This is a genomic window from Paenarthrobacter aromaticivorans (genome assembly GCF_019038615.1).
GTDB lineage: Bacteria > Actinomycetota > Actinomycetes > Actinomycetales > Micrococcaceae > Arthrobacter > Arthrobacter aromaticivorans.
This window is the reverse complement of the sequence record NZ_JAHOPC010000001.1, coordinates 586,938-603,998: the sequence shown is the minus strand read 5'-3', so window position 1 is coordinate 603,998 and position 17,061 is coordinate 586,938. Positions and strand designations below refer to the sequence as shown.

The 17,061-nt window shown below is 62.2% G+C and carries 17 protein-coding genes and 1 pseudogene; 6 read left to right on the top strand and 12 right to left on the bottom strand.

From position 1 onward, the window contains the following. Window positions 1–44 precede the first annotated feature (44 nt). Window positions 45–446: a VOC family protein gene (locus KSW38_RS02895; RefSeq protein WP_216922497.1), complete on the bottom strand. Its 402-nt coding sequence runs from the start codon at window positions 444–446 to the stop codon at window positions 45–47. A gap of 10 nt (window positions 447–456) precedes the next feature. Beyond that, window positions 457–906, bottom strand: coding sequence for a helix-turn-helix transcriptional regulator (locus KSW38_RS02890; protein ID WP_216922496.1), 450 nt, complete (start codon window positions 904–906; stop codon window positions 457–459). A 25-nt stretch (window positions 907–931) separates the two neighbouring features. Here KSW38_RS02890 and KSW38_RS02885 point away from each other — a divergent pair, with 25 nt between their 5' ends. From KSW38_RS02885 to KSW38_RS02870, 4 genes are all read left to right on the top strand, one after another. Next, on the top strand, window positions 932–1,555 hold the full coding sequence (locus KSW38_RS02885; RefSeq protein WP_216922495.1) for an alpha/beta hydrolase: 624 nt from the start codon (window positions 932–934) through the stop codon (window positions 1,553–1,555). Between the two features lie 241 nt (window positions 1,556–1,796). Continuing rightward, window positions 1,797–2,798: a LacI family DNA-binding transcriptional regulator gene (locus KSW38_RS02880; protein ID WP_308169275.1), complete on the top strand. Its 1,002-nt coding sequence runs from the start codon at window positions 1,797–1,799 to the stop codon at window positions 2,796–2,798. An 8-nt stretch (window positions 2,799–2,806) separates the two neighbouring features. Further along, window positions 2,807–3,538: an HAD family hydrolase gene (locus tag KSW38_RS02875; RefSeq protein ID WP_216922493.1), complete on the top strand. Its 732-nt coding sequence runs from the start codon at window positions 2,807–2,809 to the stop codon at window positions 3,536–3,538. 29 nt (window positions 3,539–3,567) lie between these two features. Then, on the top strand, window positions 3,568–5,931 hold the full coding sequence (locus tag KSW38_RS02870; protein ID WP_216922492.1) for a glycoside hydrolase family 65 protein: 2,364 nt from the start codon (window positions 3,568–3,570) through the stop codon (window positions 5,929–5,931). Window positions 5,932–6,004: 73 nt separating this feature from the next. On the opposite strand, the gene KSW38_RS02865 is transcribed toward KSW38_RS02870, so the two are convergent. The 3 genes from KSW38_RS02865 to KSW38_RS02855 all read right to left on the bottom strand — a co-directional run bounded on the left by KSW38_RS02865 (window position 6,005) and on the right by KSW38_RS02855 (window position 8,049). Beyond that, window positions 6,005–6,205: a YegP family protein gene (locus KSW38_RS02865; RefSeq protein ID WP_216922491.1), complete on the bottom strand. Its 201-nt coding sequence runs from the start codon at window positions 6,203–6,205 to the stop codon at window positions 6,005–6,007. Further along, window positions 6,205–6,561 (bottom strand): hypothetical protein, encoded by a 357-nt coding sequence (locus KSW38_RS02860; protein WP_216922490.1) that lies wholly within the window; start codon window positions 6,559–6,561, stop codon window positions 6,205–6,207. The genes KSW38_RS02865 and KSW38_RS02860 overlap by 1 nt, the downstream gene beginning before the upstream one ends. A gap of 78 nt (window positions 6,562–6,639) precedes the next feature. After that, a complete protein-coding gene (locus KSW38_RS02855; RefSeq protein ID WP_428982346.1) occupies window positions 6,640–8,049 on the bottom strand; it encodes an HNH endonuclease in 1,410 nt (469 codons plus the stop codon). Between the two features lie 154 nt (window positions 8,050–8,203). Between KSW38_RS02855 and KSW38_RS02850 the strand changes: the two genes are divergently transcribed. Continuing rightward, window positions 8,204–8,746, top strand: coding sequence for a MarR family winged helix-turn-helix transcriptional regulator (locus tag KSW38_RS02850; protein WP_216922485.1), 543 nt, complete (start codon window positions 8,204–8,206; stop codon window positions 8,744–8,746). Here KSW38_RS02850 and KSW38_RS02845 read toward each other — a convergent pair. The 6 genes and pseudogenes from KSW38_RS02845 to idi all read right to left on the bottom strand — a co-directional run bounded on the left by KSW38_RS02845 (window position 8,741) and on the right by idi (window position 14,618). Further along, a complete protein-coding gene (locus tag KSW38_RS02845) occupies window positions 8,741–9,940 on the bottom strand; it encodes a prenyltransferase (protein WP_216922483.1) in 1,200 nt (399 codons plus the stop codon). The genes KSW38_RS02850 and KSW38_RS02845 overlap by 6 nt on opposite strands. Before the next feature lie 101 nt (window positions 9,941–10,041). Then, a pseudogene (locus tag KSW38_RS02840) lies at window positions 10,042–10,359 on the bottom strand (lycopene cyclase domain-containing protein); the annotation flags it as partial. After that, window positions 10,359–12,026, bottom strand: a complete 1,668-nt coding sequence (crtI, locus tag KSW38_RS02835) for a phytoene desaturase family protein (protein WP_216922851.1) — start codon at window positions 12,024–12,026, stop codon at window positions 10,359–10,361. The gene crtI and the pseudogene KSW38_RS02840, both read right to left, overlap by 1 nt. Before the next feature lie 14 nt (window positions 12,027–12,040). Further along, window positions 12,041–12,943 carry a phytoene/squalene synthase family protein gene (locus KSW38_RS02830; RefSeq protein WP_216922479.1) on the bottom strand — a complete coding sequence of 301 codons (903 nt, stop codon included), beginning with the start codon at window positions 12,941–12,943 and terminating at the stop codon, window positions 12,041–12,043. After that, the gene (locus KSW38_RS02825; protein ID WP_216922477.1) at window positions 12,940–14,073 is read right to left on the bottom strand and encodes a polyprenyl synthetase family protein; all 1,134 of its coding nucleotides are present in this window, start codon (window positions 14,071–14,073) and stop codon (window positions 12,940–12,942) included. Before KSW38_RS02825 ends, KSW38_RS02830 begins: the two co-directional genes overlap by 4 nt. After that, a complete protein-coding gene (idi, locus tag KSW38_RS02820; RefSeq protein WP_216922476.1) occupies window positions 14,070–14,618 on the bottom strand; it encodes an isopentenyl-diphosphate Delta-isomerase in 549 nt (182 codons plus the stop codon). The genes KSW38_RS02825 and idi overlap by 4 nt, the downstream gene beginning before the upstream one ends. Before the next feature lie 105 nt (window positions 14,619–14,723). On the opposite strand from idi, the gene KSW38_RS02815 reads away from it, so the two are divergent. Beyond that, window positions 14,724–15,272 (top strand): MarR family winged helix-turn-helix transcriptional regulator, encoded by a 549-nt coding sequence (locus KSW38_RS02815; protein ID WP_216922475.1) that lies wholly within the window; start codon window positions 14,724–14,726, stop codon window positions 15,270–15,272. 16 nt (window positions 15,273–15,288) lie between these two features. Here KSW38_RS02815 and KSW38_RS02810 read toward each other — a convergent pair whose 3' ends face one another. Next, window positions 15,289–16,539 carry an Nramp family divalent metal transporter gene (locus KSW38_RS02810; protein WP_216922474.1) on the bottom strand — a complete coding sequence of 417 codons (1,251 nt, stop codon included), beginning with the start codon at window positions 16,537–16,539 and terminating at the stop codon, window positions 15,289–15,291. Between the last annotated feature and the right edge of the window lie 522 nt (window positions 16,540–17,061).

The following is a 17,061-nucleotide window of genomic DNA, read 5'->3' as shown; positions in this document are numbered from 1 at the left end:
TAAGTGCGCCAGTCACCTGCCGTCGTCGTACTGATACTTGGGTGTTAGCCCTGATTGATGCGGATCATGTTCCCGGACGGATCGCGGAAGGCGCAGTCGCGGGGACCCCACGGCTGAACAATCGGCTCCTGGAGCACTTCGGCGCCCGACGCGCGCAGCTTTTCAAACGTGGCGTCGAGATCGTCCGTGTTGAAGACGAGCATGGGCATGACGCCCTTGGTGAGCAGCTCCTGGATGGCGTCACCGTCAGCCTGCGAGCGGCCGGCGTGCGGAGGGGACAGAACGAGTTCGAGGTCCGGCTGGGCATCGCTGCCGAGGGTAACCCAGCGCTGGCCGTCCGAGCCGACGTCGTTCCGGACTTCCAAGCCGAGTGCGTCGCGGTAGAAGGCGAGCGACTCATCGACATCGTTGACAGTAACGTGTGCGTACTTCAATGAAATGTTCATGTCTCACACGCTATTGCAGCTGCGAGGCGGGCGCTTCTTCAATCCTGCTCAGGTTCTTAGTGCCGTTTCTTTCAGGGCGCGTTTGCTGCTTCGCGATGCAGGTGGGCATCGCCTTCACCGCATGGTGCTCGCGTGAGCGATATTCGCTGGGCGTCACGCCGACGATCTCAGTGAAGCGTGAACTGAAGGAGCCCAAGGAGGTACAGCCCACCTCCATGCAGGCATCGGTAACGCTGGTTCCGGCCCGCAGCAGGGCCATGGCCCGTTCGATGCGCCGGGTCATGAGGTAGTTGTAAGGCGATTCACCGTATGCGGCCTTGAACTGGCGGGAGAAATGCGCGGGGGACATGAGGGCGCCGGCGGCCATGGTGGGCACATCCAAAGGCCGCGCGTACTCCCGATCGATGAAATCGCGGGCGCGCCGCAGATGGGCCAGGTTGGCCAGTTCCTGCGGTGTCATGGGGCCAGTCTACTAGGCTCGTCCCATGGATTCAGTGGTCTGGTCGAAGCCCGAAAACCAGCGTGGGGGTACGCCGTTGCTGGTGATGATGCATGGCTACGGCACCAGCGAGCAGCGCATGGTGGATCTGTTTCCAGCACTTCCCGCGGAATTCACCTGCGCGGCCCTGCGCGGCCCGAAGGAAATCGGCGACCACTACGGTTGGTTCCTCCTGGACTACTTCCTCACAAACGACTTCGCCGATGTCATCACTTCCACCAACTCCGTTTTCAACTGGATCAACACCGTGAAAGAGAACCACAGCAGCGTCAGCCTGCTCGGCTACTCGCAGGGAATGGCCATGGCCAGCACGCTGCTGCGGCTGAGGCCCCACGCTTTCAAGGCAACGGTGGGCTTGTCTGGTTTCGTCCTGGACAACGACCTCTTGGCACTGAGTGAATCCTTTGATTCACCTCCGCCGTTCTTTTGGGGCCGTGACAAGGCAGACCCCGTGATCAACGAAGACGCCATCGCCCACACCGAAGAGTGGTTGCACGCGAATGTAGCCCTGACGGCGCGTACCTACCCGGGGATGGGGCACAGGATTGAGCCTGCGGAGTTGGTGGATGTCAGTGCGTTCCTTCGGTACTACGTGCTAAACGGGCTGTAGGGCCCTGAAGCAGGCCTCTGGATTAGACGGCATCGGCCCGCCAGAATCAACCTTTCCGTGAGATTCGCGTCACAAATTCGCATTCGGCCACACACTATTGAATGACAAAATTGTAAGCGCTTACACTTTTGGCTTGCGGCTCGCCCCAACAGGACTTTCCCTTGCGTGCCGCGCCGTTCTCATAACGTGTCTTCGAGTATGGAAAGGGTTGAGGCCGTGTTGCATGGTTAGGACTCACAGGGTGACAATCCAGGACGTTGCAGTCCTCTCCGGATTGTCCATTTGTACGGTGTCCAGGGCTCTGAGGAATCTCCCCAACGTTTCCGAAAAGGCCCAACGGCAAGTGGCGGAAGCCGCAAACAAGCTCGGCTACAAAGCCTCGGCAGCAGCGTCAAGACTGGCCGGTGGCAGCACGGGTTCCGTGGCCATCATCGCCCCCACCGCCACAGCGTGGTTCTTTGCGCAGGCCGTGGAAGCGGCAGAGGAGGTCTTCGGCGACAGCGGCTACGACACCGTCCTGATCAGCCTTCGCAACAAGGCCAGCGTCCGTAAGCAAGTCTTCGGCGACCTTGAGCGGCTGGCGCAAAGGGTGGACGGGTTGCTGCTGCTCAACGTTGACCTCGACCCGCAGGAAGTGGAAGCTTTGGAGGCTTCCGGGCTGGCAGTTGCCAGCGTGGGCATGCGGAATGTTCCGTGGGACAATGTTGGTATCGATGACGAGCACGCAGCTTGGCAGGCCACCCAACACCTGCTGGGACTGGGCCATTGGGACTTGGCCGTTCTCTCGAGCAATGAACACTCCGTTGTGACTGAGACCCCGCGGTTCCGCGGCTTCAGGCGTGCACTGGATGAACACCACCTCACCGTCCACCCGGACCTTGTGGTGGCTGCTGGGCCAAGCATCGACGACGGCCGCCGGGCAATGACCGAACTCATCACCCGCGGCGCACGGCCCACGGCGGTGTTCGCCCATTGCGACGAAGCAGCGTTCGGAGCGCTGATGGCGTTGCGTGAGCATGGCCTCTCCGTCCCCAAAAATGTGTCCGTGATCGGAATCGATGACCATCCCATGAGCTGGTTTCTTGGGCTCAGCACCGTGGCACAACCCGTTGCCGACCAAGGTGCCTTCGCCGCGAACCTGCTGTGTGAACGACTCCTGAATACAGATCCCCCCAACCAACCCTCCAATCACTTGCTCGATACCAAGCTCATCGAACGCAAAACCACGCGCCACAAGCGCTGAACGGAACTATGCACATGACTGATCTTCGTAATGCCTGGACTGGCGCTTCGGCGCTCTTGTTCGACCTCGACGGCGTGCTGACGCCCACTGCCGTGGTGCACGAGCAAGCATGGCAGGAACTCTTCGATGGCTACCTTGCCGAGGCAGGCCACCCGCAGGGATACCAGGAAAGCGACTACTTCGATCACATCGACGGCAAGCCACGCTTCGACGGCGTCCGGGACTTCCTGACCTCGCGCGGCATCACGCTGCCGGAAGGGCCGCTGGATGACGCCACCACGAATGAAACCGTGCAGGGCCTGGGAAACCGCAAGAACGCAATCTTCAACGAGATCGTGGACACGCGCGGCGTCGAGCCTTTCCCAGGCTCGGTAAAGTTCATCAACGCCGCGCTCGAGCTGGGACTCAAGGTCGCCGTCGTGTCCTCGTCACGGAACGCCCCCGCCGTACTGAAGGCAGCCGGACTTGACCACCACTTCACGGTGGTCGTCGATGGTCAGGTAGCCGCCGCCGTCGGGCTTCCGGGCAAGCCGGATCCGGCCACGTTCACCTACGCAGCTTCCCTGCTGGACGTCCCCACACAGGAATGCATCGTGGTGGAAGACGCCGTTTCCGGCGTGCAGGCCGGCAGTGCCGGCAACTTCCAAGCCGTCATCGGCGTGGACCGCGGCGCCGGCCGCCAAACACTGCTCGACGCCGGCGCCACCCTTGTGGTCGATGACCTCAACGATCTTCTCTGACCCTACTTTTCGAAGGACCTCTTTAGCCCATGGCACTCATCAGCTCTGATCGGCTGCGCTTTCCCTGCGAGCCTTGGAAGCTCGTGGAAAGTATCCACGTCCCCGGGGACGAGGGAACCCTGGAAACGCTGTTCGCCCTTGGCAACGGCCACCTTGGCGTCCGTGGGGCCCATTCCACGCGGGGCGACGGCGAGCTTCCCGGAACGTTCATCAACGGCTTCCACGAGATCTGGGACATCAAGCACGCCGAGAACGCATACGGTTTTGCGCGTACCGGCCAGCGGATTGTGTACGTCCCGGACGCCAATAATTTCACGGTATCAATCGATGGTGAGCCCCTGAGTCTGGCCGAATCCACGGTGCTGGACTACCACCGAAGTGTGGACTTCTCCACAGGCGTCTATGAGGAAACCACCACGTGGGCTTGCCGCTCCGGCGCTACCGTCACCACGGTGGAGCGCCGCGCCGTCGGGTTCGACTCGCGCGGATGTCTTGGCCTGGAACTGTCCGTGAGCGCTGACCGCGACGTGTCCGCGGACATCGTTTCCGGCGTCGTAAACCGCCAGGACCAGCCTGTGGAGGACCACTCGGTCCATGACCCCAGGAGATCCGGCCGGCACGCCGGCCGTGTTCTGTTGCCGCTGCACCTCCAGGGCGCCGATGGCTCATTGCGCCTGGCGTGGGAGACCTCGGAATCCCGCCAGCGCATCGCCATGGCCGTGGATCACTGGATCTCCGCGGAAGGCCAGCCCTTCGAGACTGCCGTGGCAGAGGACGAATCATCCGTTCGCTACGTCCTGGCCATCAACAGCGGCGAAGCGTTCCGTCTGGAGAAAACCGTCAGCTACGTTGTGGCAGGGCGCACACTGGCGGACGACGACGACGGCGGCGAGAGCCTGGCGGCGGACGCCGAGGCCAACCTGGTGCCGTTCTCCGAAATCCTCGCGCAGAGCCAGGCCCACTACAGCCAGTACTGGACCACCGCGGATGTGGCCATCGGCGGCCAGCCCGAACTCCAGCAAGCCGTGCGGTGGGCCCTCTTCCAGCTTGCGCAGGCAACAGCCCGCGCCGGGGTCGCCGGCATTCCTGCGAAGGGCGTCAGTGGCTCCGGGTATGAAGGCCACTACTTCTGGGACCAAGAGGTCTACCTGCTTCCTTACCTGACGTACACCAATCCTGACGGTGCCCGGAAGGTGCTCGAATCACGGCACGCCATGCTTCCGGACGCGCGTGTCCGCGCCAAGGAACTCAGCGTGGACGGAGCTCTGTTCCCATGGCGCACCATCAACGGGCTGGAAGCGAGTGCCTACTACGCGGCCGGAACAGCCCAATTCCACATCGCAGCGGCCATCGCTTTTGCCGCCAACCGGTACGAGTGGGCCAGCGGCGACGCCAGCTTCCGCGCCGACATCGGTGCCGACCTGCTGATTGAGACAGCACGCATGTGGGTCTCCCTGGGCTTCTTCGGAAAGGATGGCCTCTTCCACATTCACGGCGTCACCGGGCCGGATGAATACACCGCCGTGGTCAACGACAACCTCTACACCAACGTTATGGCGCGGTTTAACCTCCGTGCCGCGGCTGCCTTGGAACACGAAGGCATCGCTGACACGGAACGTTTGGTGTGGCGCCAAGCTGCCGAGCGCATGTCCCTGCCCTACGATCCCCACCTGGAGGTCTTCAGCCAGGACAACGACTTCATGACCTTGGAGCCGTGGGATTGGAATACGCCCAAGTCCAAGTACCCCCTCCTGCTGAACTTCCACCCCTTGGTGATCTACCGGCACCAGGTCCTTAAGCAGGCCGATACAGTGTTGGCCATGTTCCTCCAGTGGCAGGACTTCTCAGCCGAGGAAAAGCAGCGCGCCTTCGACTTCTATGACCCCATCACCACCGGCGACTCCACCCTCTCCGCCTGCGTGCAGGGCATCATGGCTGCCGAAGTTGGGTATGGCGACGTCGCGCTGAAGCACTTCACCGAAGCGTTGTTCATTGACCTGGACAACTCACACGGCAACACAATCGACGGCGTCCACATCGCCTCCACCGGCGGAATTTGGAGCTCCTTGGTCTGCGGTTTCGCCGGAATGCGTGATCAGGGCGAGGTACTGCGCTTCGATCCGCGGCTGCCCGTGGAGTGGGAAGGCCTCTCCTTCAGGCTCAAGGTCCGTGGCCGTTTGCTGTCTGTGGAACTCGTTCAGGGATCCATCGCGCTCGCGCTCGTTACCGGTTCCGGTTACAGCGATGAGCCGCTGCTGATTCGGGTTCGGGATCACGACGTCACCGTCAGCGCGGACACCATCACGGTGCCGCTGGACACGGTACCCGTCCCGCCGCCGTCGATCTTTCCCAGCGTCTTCCCGACCGCAGGACTGCCGATCGTTCGGGCATAGACCGGCACGGCTCTTTGGGCTGGTCGCAGCATTAGCGGTTGTTCCCCGCCATGGGAACAACCGCTAATGCGCCTCAGTTGGGGAAGGAAAACGAAGACGTGTGGTCCTCAACGAGGCCACTCGCTGCGATTTCCCTCAGCGTGTAAATAGCCTTGGCTGCTGCGCCTTTGTCCCTATAAGTGACGGTGAGCGCGAGTTCGATCCCGTCATCATCGACGAGGCGTACCCTGCAGTCACCGTCAGTGGCGTCAACGACTTCGAAATGCCCCGCCATTAAGCGGCACCCCGCTGCATTGCTTCGGCCGCGTGCGAATTGTCCGATGAACGACGCCGATCCAACTCGGTGTTGATGAGCTCCAGAAGCGCTTGGGCCGGCTCGGACAAATGATGGGTATCAGCCGAGCCCAGCTGATCGCAGTGGATGAGGACGTGGCGGATGCGTTCAAGCTCGCGCGATGGAACCAAAGGCCACCGGTGAAACAGTTGCCGTACGGCTATCGCCCCGAGGAGGGCGTCGGGTTTATTGGGTGCGACATGGTGTCCTGCTGCTCTTCTTCGAGCGACAGCAGCCGCGGAAGACGCGACTCCATGTGCGAGGAGGATCTCGGATTTAAGGGAATTGGGGGCCATGCGGACCTCCCGAAATAGAACGAGGGAAGCCGGCTGCGTGACTTTCAATCCAGCTTACAGAATGTGAGTTATGTCATGTCAATCATTACGTGATCTGCAACGGTCACATGATGTCGGCCTAGTCCTCGAACGGGGGTAATCTTCCTCGTATCGGGATCCGAGGGGTGGGGCTTTGGACTGGTATTTGTGTCCGGTGGGGGTGTTGATTTCCAGTTGATGCCGCCCACCGGGCATTGTTTTGGCGGTCCAGCCGGGGTTTTCTTTGGTGTGGTTGCAGGCTTCGCAGAGTCCAGCGCCGTTGCTCAGGTTGGTGGCGCCGCCATTGTGCCAGGGGACGATGTGGTCGATGTGGCGGATGGGCGCGTCACAGTAGGGTGTGCGGCAAGTGTCGTCGCGGGTTTGGATGAAGCGGCGCATCCCGGGTGGAAAGAGCCTGGCTTTGGAGTCCATGGCCAGCAGTTCACCGCTGGCAGGTGAGGTGTAGAGCCGGCGGAGCAAGACTTTGAAACCCTTACTTTCCTTGGACTCCGGGCTCCCAGCGGCCTGCCCTCCGGTGACGAGGTTTCTTGCCCATCCGGCGGGGACGATTCCGTAGCCTTGGAGCCGTGCTGGTTCGCTGTCGCTTTGGAAGAGGGCGCGGTCGGTCATGACGAGCTGCACATTGATGCCGCTGATGCCGCTTGGGGTGCCGGTGAGGCGTTCGACGAGGGTGTCGGCCATGACCTGTGCCCGGGTCCGGGTGTCCCCGCCGGAGCGGGCGGAGCCGGCATGGCGGCTGAGCGCGGCGTAGGCGGCGACGCCTTGGGCGGCGGGGAGCAGCGCGGTAAGGATGGTCATGGTGTCCGGGGCGGGCCGGAGGCTGACGTGCCGTTCGGATGCGGCGTCCTCTGCGCGTTGGGTGACGGAGCGTGGGTCACGCCGGTAGGCTGCGGCCCGTGCGACGGCGATGATGGTTTTGTCCCCGGCGCCGTCGAACGTCCCGGTATCCGGGGCGAGTTCTTCGTCAACGGCTGCCCGGTCTTCGACGGAGAGGCAGGCTGTTTCCTTCACCAGCAGGGTGGCCCGCCATTCGTTCAGTTGCCCGGTTTCCAGGGCGGTCATGGTGCGGGGCATTTCCGAGACCAAGGCCTTGGCCAGTCCGAGGAGCCGGGAGCCCTTGTTGGGCGATTCACGCCGTGCAAGGGCGATCTGCGCACCCACACCCTGACCCTGCTCAGCGGAGGGGACGCCAGTGGCGGCTTGTTCGCGGCGTTGGGCAAGGTCGAACGCGACCGACGTTCGCGCCTGCAAAGCCGCGATCGCTGACTTCACGTCTTCCAGGCCACGTATCTGGTCGATCAGCTCATTGCTAGCTACGCCGACCTGGAAGGAGCCCAGCGTCGCAAGCAAATCCGCGACATCAGAGCCCCGAGAGCCAGTAGCCACAGGTACAGAACCAGGCACAGCGGAAGCCGCCTTAGCTGCTTGGCCCTCTCGGTCTGGCTCCATACCCATACTCTTCCAGCAGCCATCTGCGTTAGGGACGGGCCAAAGCGCCTATGTGGAAAACCATCCAAATCATCCCTCCCTGTGTTCACCCAGCACCGTGAATTAGGATCAGATGCTAGGGAAGCAAGCTTCACGCTTATCGAAGGATCATGGGATGGACGCAATCGGCCACGCTAAGGGCTATTGGTACGGCAAGGACCCCGGACAGAAAGCCCTTGCTGTTGACGTCCTCAATGCCCTCCGGGATTATCGTGTCTCGGAACAGGCCATGCGTCGACGCACCCGGTCGGCCATGGGCATGGGTGAAAAGGACCTCTTGGCCTTGCGGTACCTTTTCGAAGCTGAAGCTGCGGGCAAGGTGATGAAACCCAAGGACCTGGGCGACCGCTTGGGCATAACGTCAGCGTCAATGACCACGCTGATCGATCGTTTGGTGGAGTCCGGACGCATCCGGCGAGAAGCGCATCCTTCGGATCGTCGGGCCTTGATCCTGCGGCCTACTGCAGGTTCGGACCAGGAAGTCCGGCACACGCTGGGTGGCATGCATCGCCGGATTCTGGACGTTGCAAGCGCGCTGAGTCCGGAAGAAGCGCGGGTGGTCATGGACTTTCTTGAGCACATGCGCGAGGCCGTGGACGCGATCGACGACGACCCAACCGATGAACAACCACAGGACCCGGGATCTACCGCTTCATGACGTCAGGTTCCATTGCAGGATCAGTATCAGCGTGAGCAGGAATCCCGATCCGTAGTTGAGCCAGATGAAACGGCGCCACGCAGTGTTGGTGCGTGCCGCCGTCGTATCCGTGACGTTCCACCAGGGAGCGCAATTGGCGATATACGGGACGGCGATGGCTGCTGCGAGCGGCCCGGGCCACGGCGTGGCCAGCATGGCGAGACCCGCAACAAGCCAGAGCACGACGGCGAGCCGCACCGTTCGCCGGGCACCGAAGACTGTCGCTATGGAAGCGATATTTGCCTGCCGGTCCGGTTCGATGTCCTGGACGGCTCCAAAGGCGTGCGCCGCCATGCCCCACAAGAAGAATGCGGCGAGCAGGATCAGCAGTCCCGGCGTCATCTCGGCGCCCGCCAACGTCAAAGCTACGACGGCGGGACTTACGAAGTGCGTACTGGACGTCAGCGAGTCCAGGACAGGACGTTCCTTGAAACGCAGTCCCGCCACGGAATAGGCGACCACGGCGAAGGCGCTCACGGCGATGCTCAGCCATGCAGCAGGGCCACCCGCAAGCGCCAGCACAACAAGGAATGGCACATTGGTGATGGCGGCGAGCCACAGCATTGGCCGGTGCAGCCTCGGTTGAAGCAGGGCGCCTTCAATGCCGCCTTTTCGCGGGTTCTGCAGGTCCGAGGCGTAGTCGAACACATCGTTGATGCCGTACATCGCCAGGTTGTAGGGGATGAGGAAATACAGCGTGCCGACCACCAGCACCCAGTCGACCTCTCGAGTAGTCAGAAACATCGCCGCAGCGAACGGATATGCCGTGTTGATCCAACTAATGGGGCGTGACGCCAGTAGGGCTTGGGGGATGAGGCCTTTGAGGTTCCTGCGCTGTATTGGCTGCCGCCCCCGCGTCAACCATACCCAGAGCCCGGGAAGAACCAGCACGCCCGCCAGGGGGTAGGCGAAGTCCTCCACGGGTGCGAGCCCGATCTTCAGGCCCAGAATATGTGAGGCGTCGTAGCGGAAGAGTTCCATCCCGATCATCATGGAGTCGAAAGCCGCTGTCAGCACCGCCAGAGCCCCGAAGGCAAGGCCGGCCGCCTTCCAGTGCTGCCTGGCTTCGCTGGAACTGGCGCCCTTCCGGACGCAAGCCACGCCCACCACGGCCGCTAGCGCAACGAACACGAGTGAGAGCCACAAGTACGTCATACGCTCTTCTTCTCAAGTCGCTGATCGTCGGGTGGCCGACCCTCCAGTCGCCGATCCTCCAGTCGCCGATCCTCAAGTCGCCGGGCGCTCTCACGCGGCAGCCTGGAACTGCGGCCAAGAATCCGCCGCGCTCCTGTGTAAAGCACCATCGTGCACAGCACCAGGAAGAGCAGGAAGACAGGCTCTTCAAGGGGCAATTGCGGTCCGAGCATCACCCCGGTTGCGATTGCACCCTCTCCACGCAGGAAGATTCCCAGACCGATACCGGCCAGGTCCCAGCCCATTAGGAACAGAATCCCGACGCCGGTCACGATCGCCGCCGCTCTGGCGTCGCGCCAGAAGAACAACCGGAATCGGTGATCCAGCATCAGCATGCACACAGTGCCGGTCAGCAGCGCGGCCAGATAGACGATGCCCATCAGCGCATCCTGCTGGCGGTACGTTTCAGGTGGCTGGGGTCGATAACGGTGGGCCCGGCGCTGTGGTCGCCGCGAATCCTTTTCAGCACCAGTTCCGCACTGATGAGGCACATGGGCACGCCTACGCCTGGTGCGGTGGTGGCACCGGCATAGAACAGCCCCGTCACGCGCTTGGAAGCATTCTGGGCACGGAACATCGCGCTCTGTCCCAGGGTGTGCGCCGGGCCGAGCATGCCCCCGCGCCAGGAGTTGTAGTCGCGGGAGAAATCACCGGGTCCAATGGTCTGCCGGACCACGATGCGTTCACGGAGATCAGGAATGTTGGCCCATCCCGCGATCTGGTCGATGGCGGCGTCGGCAGTCCTCTCGATGAGGGAGTCGCCTGCACCGTCCGGCCCGCCTGATCCGATTCCCGGGTCCGCGGGTATGGGAATCAGCACAAAGAGGTTCTCGTGCTCGCGTGGGGCAACGCCTGGGTCTGTGGTACTGGGTTTGCAAACATAGATGGAAGCGGGGTCCGGGATACTGGGCTGATTGCCGAAGATCGACTCGAAGTTTGCCTGCCAGTCCTTGATGAAGAACAACGAATGGTGCGGGAGTTCAGGCAACCGCCCCTTCACGCCGAGCATCACCAGTACAGCACCGGGACCGCTGGTTCGGCGCCGCCACCATGTGGCCGGATAACTCTGGTCCTCAGCGGCCAACAGGGCGGTTTCTGTATGGTGCAAATCCGCACCGGAAACCACGATGTCCGCAACGCTGAAATGCTCGCTGCCCTGCTTCTCCCGCCACCGGACGCCGGTCACCTCGCGTTTGGCGGTTCCAGGCAATCGACGACGGCGGTCCAAACCGCCCAGATGCCCCTTGCCTCCAGCCCGGGCTGCTTCGCGGGTGGTGATCTGGACGACCTCGGCCCCGGTTTGGATGCGTACACCGGCTTCACGTGCCAACGCTTCGAGGCGCTCCACGAGGTGTGTGAAGCCACCCATGGGGTACTGGACGCCATCGCCAAGATCCAATGCGCTCATCAAGTGGTACATGGCTGGCGCCTCAGCCGGACTGGTGCCCAGGAAGACGGCCGGGTAGCCCAGGACCTGACGCAGCACAGGGTGGTGAAAACGCTGGGAAACAAACTTCTCCAGCGGAGTGAGCAGGAGGCGGGCCAGCTCCGGCAAACCGCGCAGGATCTCGGGCTGCAGTAGCGATTGCAGCTGGGTGAAGGGGTTGTAGAGGAAGAAGCGTTCAGCCATGTCCGAGGTTTGCTTTGCCGAAGCCAGGTAGGCTGCAAGGCGCTGTGCGCTCCCAGGTTCAACCCGCTCGAACGTCCGCATGACTTGGTCTCTGCCCAGCGGGACTGTGAGGGGATCCGGCCGCCCGCCGTCGTGGTTTGGTTCACTGAAAACGCGGTAGGCGGGATTGAGTGTGCGGAGATCGAGCTGTTCCGCGGTGCTGGTTCCCAACAGTTCAAAAAAGTGGTCAAAGACGCCAGGCATCAAGTACCACGACGGTCCCGTGTCGAAGCGAAAACCGTTCCGCTCCAACGTTCCGGCCCGGCCTCCCACGTGCTCGAGCCGCTCCAGAAGTTGCACCTCATGCCCTTCCTTCGCCAGGAGGGCGGCGGTGGCAAGCCCAGCGATGCCACCACCAATCACGACTGTCCGGGTGATTCGCGGCCGCATCATCAGCGGTGCTCCAGCCAGGTTGCTGCGACTGCCCGGGCGGCGAGTCCTGCCTTGAAAGCGTCAGGGACGCGCACACGGGAACGGTAGAGCTGGTCAATGTTGGTTTTTTCTATGCGGCGCGTCAGGGCGGCGAACAACGCCAGCGCACTTCTGACTGCGGCCCGGGCGTCGCGCGGAAGGAGGGGAATGACCGAGTTGGCATCGTCCAACTGGGCACGGATCGTCTTCACCCATTCCAAACGATCCCGGTCCTCGAGGTGGTCTGCCATACCCAGATAGTTGCGGCCCAGCCGGGCCGTGTCATCGGAGAGGTCGCGCAGGAAGTTGATGTTTTGGAAAGCAGCGCCCAACCTGCTGGCGCCATACCGCAAAGCCGAGGCATCGCCGTCGTCGACGTTCTCCCCGCGCATGAAGACGCGAAGGCACATCAGTCCAACTACCTCGGCCGAACCGTACACGTACCCTTGATGAGCCTCGGCATCAAAGCGGAGAGGAACGGCGCGCGTTCCCGTGCGCTCGCCGAGGTCCGTGCGCATTGAGGCGAAAAAGGGGTCGATCAGGGACTCATCTATCCCCGCCACACGTGCCGTCTGGGCGAAGGCGTGGATGATGAGATCGCTGCTGTAGCCGATCCGGAGCGCGCGATGGGTTTCGTCGATGAAGTGGTCCAAGGCGTCGTTTTGCTGTTGGTGACTCAGGCCGGCTTCGGCAGTGACGCCGTCAACGAGTTCATCGGCCACGCGCACCAAAGCGTAAATGTTGCGTACGTGCTGGCGGTGGCGGGGTCCGAGGATCCGGGTTGCGAGCCCGAAGGAGGTGGAATAGGCGGCAATGACCTGGTTTGCGGCGCGTTCGGCCGTCCGCGTGAAATGCGTAAAGGACGTATCGATATCGATGCTCATGATTGGCGTCCTTTCAGTTGCGCGGCGAGATCGATCAGGACGTTGCGTGCGGTTTCCGGAATGTTTGCTGCGTGACTCCGTAGGATTTCGTGGAAGTCTGCCAGTTGCTCCCGGATCAAGCCTTGGACGAAGGCCTCGGCCCCGCAGTCGCTAAGCTGTCGGCGTACGTGCTCCGCCTGCAGGCCGCTGAGTTCGGACCTACCGAACCAGGGCTCAATCGCTGGCCACGCGCTGGTCATCCGCGCATACGCGATGATGGCCGTTTGTTTGCCTTCACGCAGATCGGAAAAGGGATCCTTGCCGTGCTGGCGGGGATCCCCGAACGTTGACAAGAAGTCGTCCTGGAGTTGGAAGGCCAGCCCAAGATGTCGGCCCGCCGTGGCGAGGACCGATTCCGTGGAAGGTTCAGCACCGGCCAGGGCGGCGGCCGCGCGAAGCGGAAGTTCGAAGGTATAGGTGGCGGTCTTGTATCCGCACATCATGAGGATTGTCTCAAGTTCGGGGGCGATGACGCCGTCGCCCAGCCCCACGTCGAGTTGCTCTCCGGCCACTGTCTCGATAATCGTGTGTTCCAGGAGATCGAGGAGCCGGAGACGCAGCGGGTGGGGTAGGTCCGCCCTTGCGAACGCCTGATGGGTGGCGGCCAACAACATATCGCCCATCAGGATCCCGCCCGTGCGGGCCCAATGCAGAATTGCCTGTTGCCCGGGCTGGCTACCGGCGCGGGGGAGTCCGGCTTCCGTCAGGAGGGACCCGATCAGGTTTGGCCTGCCGCGGCGGACAAGGTCGCCGTCGATCACGTCATCATGCAGGAGGAAGGCGTAGTGAAGGAGCTCGACGGCGGCCGCGATGCTGATGGCGGTCTGCCGGTTTGAATGATGACGGTCCGTGCGCATGCCGGGCTCTTGCAGGGCGTCGTACATTTCCATGAGGAGTAGCGGACGAACAAATTTCCCGCCGAGCACGTTCTCACCGGCAAGCGCCCAAAGCCGGGCAAAACCGGGACCGTACGGGGCCGCTGCAAGGGCTCTCCCGGACATGATTCCACCCAATTCGTCCTCGATGGCGGAGCAGAGATCGGACCTACGGCGATCAGTCTTGACGCGCGTGGCACTGGACGTGAGAGTCATGCTCGTGCTCCGAGGCCCAGCGCTTGAGCTTCGACGAGCTGGGGAAATTGCAGTGCCAGCCATGGGCTGAACGCGTCAGGAGTCCTCTCCAGGGCTTCTGCAAGGAGTCCTGGCGACATCCATGCGTAGTCAGACACTTCGAGTGGATTTGGCCTGAGCGATCCCAGCACCCGGGCCACGTAGACAGGGCAAAGCTCATTCTCGACGATTCCCGAAGGGTCGACGGCGCGATAACGGAAGTCAGGGAGGACCAGCTCGACTCGCCGCACGTCCACTCCCAGTTCATAATGCGCGCGACGGAGAACAGCATCCTCGGCGTCCTCGCCGGGAGCCGGATGGCCGCAAAAGCTGTTGGTCCACACACCTGGCCACGTCTTCTTCTCAGGGGAGCGGCGTGTGAGGAGGAGTTCGCCAAGGTCATTGAGCAGGTAGCAGGAAAAGGCAAGATGCAGTGGCGTCTCTTGGGTGTGGACTGCTTCTTTGGGGGTTTCGCCGATGGGCCTACCGGCGTCGTCGAGAAGGACGACCATTTCTGTCGCGTTCATTCTTTGCCTTCCTCTGGCCCATGGAACGTGGAGATCCATTCAGATATTGCTAGACAAGCTAGCTAGAAGGCTACCATGTATCCAGTTACGTGTAACATACTCAGAATGAACAGCCCGGATGAAATCGAAGCCTCCGTTTCCCCTGGCATGTATGACATGGACGTGAACGACCCCCAGCACGAGCTCGTAGACCGTGAGGGCCTATCCCGGGAAGACGTCCAACAGATCAGTCAACTGATGGCCTCGCTTGAAAGGTTGCGTGATTCCGAACAGTGGCTCTCTGAAACATCGCTGAAATTCATGAAACTCAACCACTCGGACATGCGGGCCCTCCACTATCTGATCGTTAGCGCGAATAGCGGAGTCATTGCCACCCCCGGGGCCATTGCTGCGCACCTGGGCATTTCGACGGCGTCCACCACCAAACTTCTCGACCGGCTGGAACGCGCGGGGCACATCGAAAGACAAGCGCACCCCACGGACAGGAGGGCCCTTGCTATCGCGATCACCCCTGAAACCCACGAGACGGCCATGCGGACCGTAGGGCGCCAGCAAGCCAGGCGTTTTCTGGCCGCCGCCCGCCTGACTCCTGAGGAGCGTGAAACGGTGAGGCGCTTCCTGGATGACTTGGCCAGGGAGCTTTCTGCGGGGTAGGGGGCGGATTAGTGCCTTAGGAATTGCCGCTAACAGTCAACGTAATGAGCACTATGTTCAGCCCCACGATCAAGGTGACACTCGTCCAGCCCGCGATCTTCAACGCCGTGCTGTCAGTATGGATGCCCATGACCTCGCGCTTACCAGTGAGCCTGATGAGCGGGATCAGCGCGAAGGGAATACCAAAGCTCAGCAGGACCTGGCTCAGCACCAACGCCAGGGTGGGCTCAACGCCGGCACCCAGAACGATCAATGCCGGAATGAGGGTGATCACGCGGCGGGTCAGCAGTGGGATGCGCACTTTCAAGAGGCCACCCATGATGGTTGCACCCGCATAGCAGCCTACCGACGTCGACGCGAGGCCGGAGGCGAGCAAGCCAATTGCGAAGACGACGCCGATAGCCGGACCAAGTGCCGACGTCACGGCCGCGTGGGCGCCGGCAATCGTATCCGTTCCCTCGATTCCCCGGAGGCTGGTGGCAGCCAGCAGGAGCATCGAAATGTTCACCACACCGGCGAGCAAAAGAGCGCCCACAACATCAACGCGGGTTGCGCGGATCAGCCGCGTCCGCACAGCCGGGTTTTCAGAAAAGCCGTGGCGGTCCCGCGCCAAGGCCGAGTGCAGGTAAATCGCATGCGGCATCACGGTGGCACCAAGCATGCTGGCTGCCAACAGGACCGTATCCGTGCCCTCAAAGCGTGGCAGCAAGCCGCCCAGTGCACTTCCCGCGTCCGGAGGGTTGACGAACAAGCCGGACACAAACCCGACGGCAATGATTCCCAGCAACACCAGGATCGCGTACTCAAAGGAGCGTTGGCCCCGCTGGGACTGCAACGCCAACAGCATCATCGATGCGACACCCACGATGAGACCACCGGCCAGCAGCGGTAGCCCGAACAAGAGATTGAGCGCAACAGCACCGCCAATCACCTCGGCCATGTCCGTGGCGCCGGCAACGATCTCGGCCTGCACCCAGTAAAGGCGCCGACGCTTGGTGCCAAGCCGCTTGCCGAGAATCTCCGGAAGGCTCAGGCCGGTTGCCAGGCCGAGCTTCGCTGATTGGTACTGCACAAGGACTGCCATGGCGTTGGCTGCAACCAGCACCCACACCAGCAAATATCCGTAGTTGGCTCCGGCCGTCAGGTTTGCGGCCACATTGCCGGGATCGACGTAGGCGATCGCCGCCACGAAAGCAGGGCCAAGCAGGAGCAGCCGCGACCAGACTTTCGCCGGTGCAGGTCGTCTTAGCAGGCTGGGGGCGGTCATCGGTTCATCCTCATCATCGCGGAATTCTCTTTTGAGGATAGCCGAAAGTTAGGCGTACCGAAAACGAGTTTGTAGGCACTCCGTTTTGGTGCGCTCTGCGTCGTTGTTCAACTCGGAGCGCGCCTTGGGAACATGTCCGACTCGATGGAGCCTCAGGCATTGATACTCGGTTTTCCTGAAGCTCATGGGAGTTATCTGGATAAAGGGGACCGCGACTGTCTCCCTTTAACGGAGGCCGACCAGGCTACGACTGGTCGGCCTCTCTTGCGTCGACGGGAATGAGGAAAGGTCGGCCTGTTGGGGGACGACGAACTAATGGGCAAGGCGCGGATCTTCGTCGGACCACCAGACATCCGCAGCAGCAGAAGCACGCAGGTGGCGCCCATTGGATTTTGCCGTGGGCCATACGCCATTGCACGCCTAAGTAATCGGGCATCGTACCGCCGATTTAGGAAGCCGTCCCCGGAACAGGCGGCCGACCGCAGCTGGTGATGCCTCGTGGTAGCTCCGATGCCGCGGCGA

Bases quoted from the DNA above. Each gene is read 5' to 3' on its own strand.
- KSW38_RS02830 (WP_216922479.1), bottom strand. From the start codon at position 12,943: ATGAGCATCGATATCGATACGTCCTTTACGCATTTCACGCGGACGGCC.
- KSW38_RS02860 (WP_216922490.1), bottom strand. From the start codon at position 6,561: ATGGCCCCCAATTCCCTTAAATCCGAGATCCTCCTCGCACATGGAGTC.
- KSW38_RS02825 (WP_216922477.1), bottom strand. From the start codon at position 14,073: ATGACTCTCACGTCCAGTGCCACGCGCGTCAAGACTGATCGCCGTAGG.
- KSW38_RS02850 (WP_216922485.1), top strand. From the start codon at position 8,204: ATGGACGCAATCGGCCACGCTAAGGGCTATTGGTACGGCAAGGACCCC.
- KSW38_RS02895 (WP_216922497.1), bottom strand. From the start codon at position 446: ATGAACATTTCATTGAAGTACGCACACGTTACTGTCAACGATGTCGAT.
- KSW38_RS02890 (WP_216922496.1), bottom strand. From the start codon at position 906: ATGACACCGCAGGAACTGGCCAACCTGGCCCATCTGCGGCGCGCCCGC.
- KSW38_RS02810 (WP_216922474.1), bottom strand. From the start codon at position 16,539: ATGACCGCCCCCAGCCTGCTAAGACGACCTGCACCGGCGAAAGTCTGG.
- KSW38_RS02855 (WP_428982346.1), bottom strand. From the start codon at position 8,049: ATGGAGCCAGACCGAGAGGGCCAAGCAGCTAAGGCGGCTTCCGCTGTG.
- KSW38_RS02875 (WP_216922493.1), top strand. From the start codon at position 2,807: ATGCACATGACTGATCTTCGTAATGCCTGGACTGGCGCTTCGGCGCTC.
- KSW38_RS02865 (WP_216922491.1), bottom strand. From the start codon at position 6,205: ATGGCGGGGCATTTCGAAGTCGTTGACGCCACTGACGGTGACTGCAGG.
- idi (WP_216922476.1), bottom strand. From the start codon at position 14,618: ATGAACGCGACAGAAATGGTCGTCCTTCTCGACGACGCCGGTAGGCCC.
- KSW38_RS02870 (WP_216922492.1), top strand. From the start codon at position 3,568: ATGGCACTCATCAGCTCTGATCGGCTGCGCTTTCCCTGCGAGCCTTGG.
- KSW38_RS02885 (WP_216922495.1), top strand. From the start codon at position 932: ATGGATTCAGTGGTCTGGTCGAAGCCCGAAAACCAGCGTGGGGGTACG.
- KSW38_RS02845 (WP_216922483.1), bottom strand. From the start codon at position 9,940: ATGACGTACTTGTGGCTCTCACTCGTGTTCGTTGCGCTAGCGGCCGTG.
- KSW38_RS02815 (WP_216922475.1), top strand. From the start codon at position 14,724: ATGAACAGCCCGGATGAAATCGAAGCCTCCGTTTCCCCTGGCATGTAT.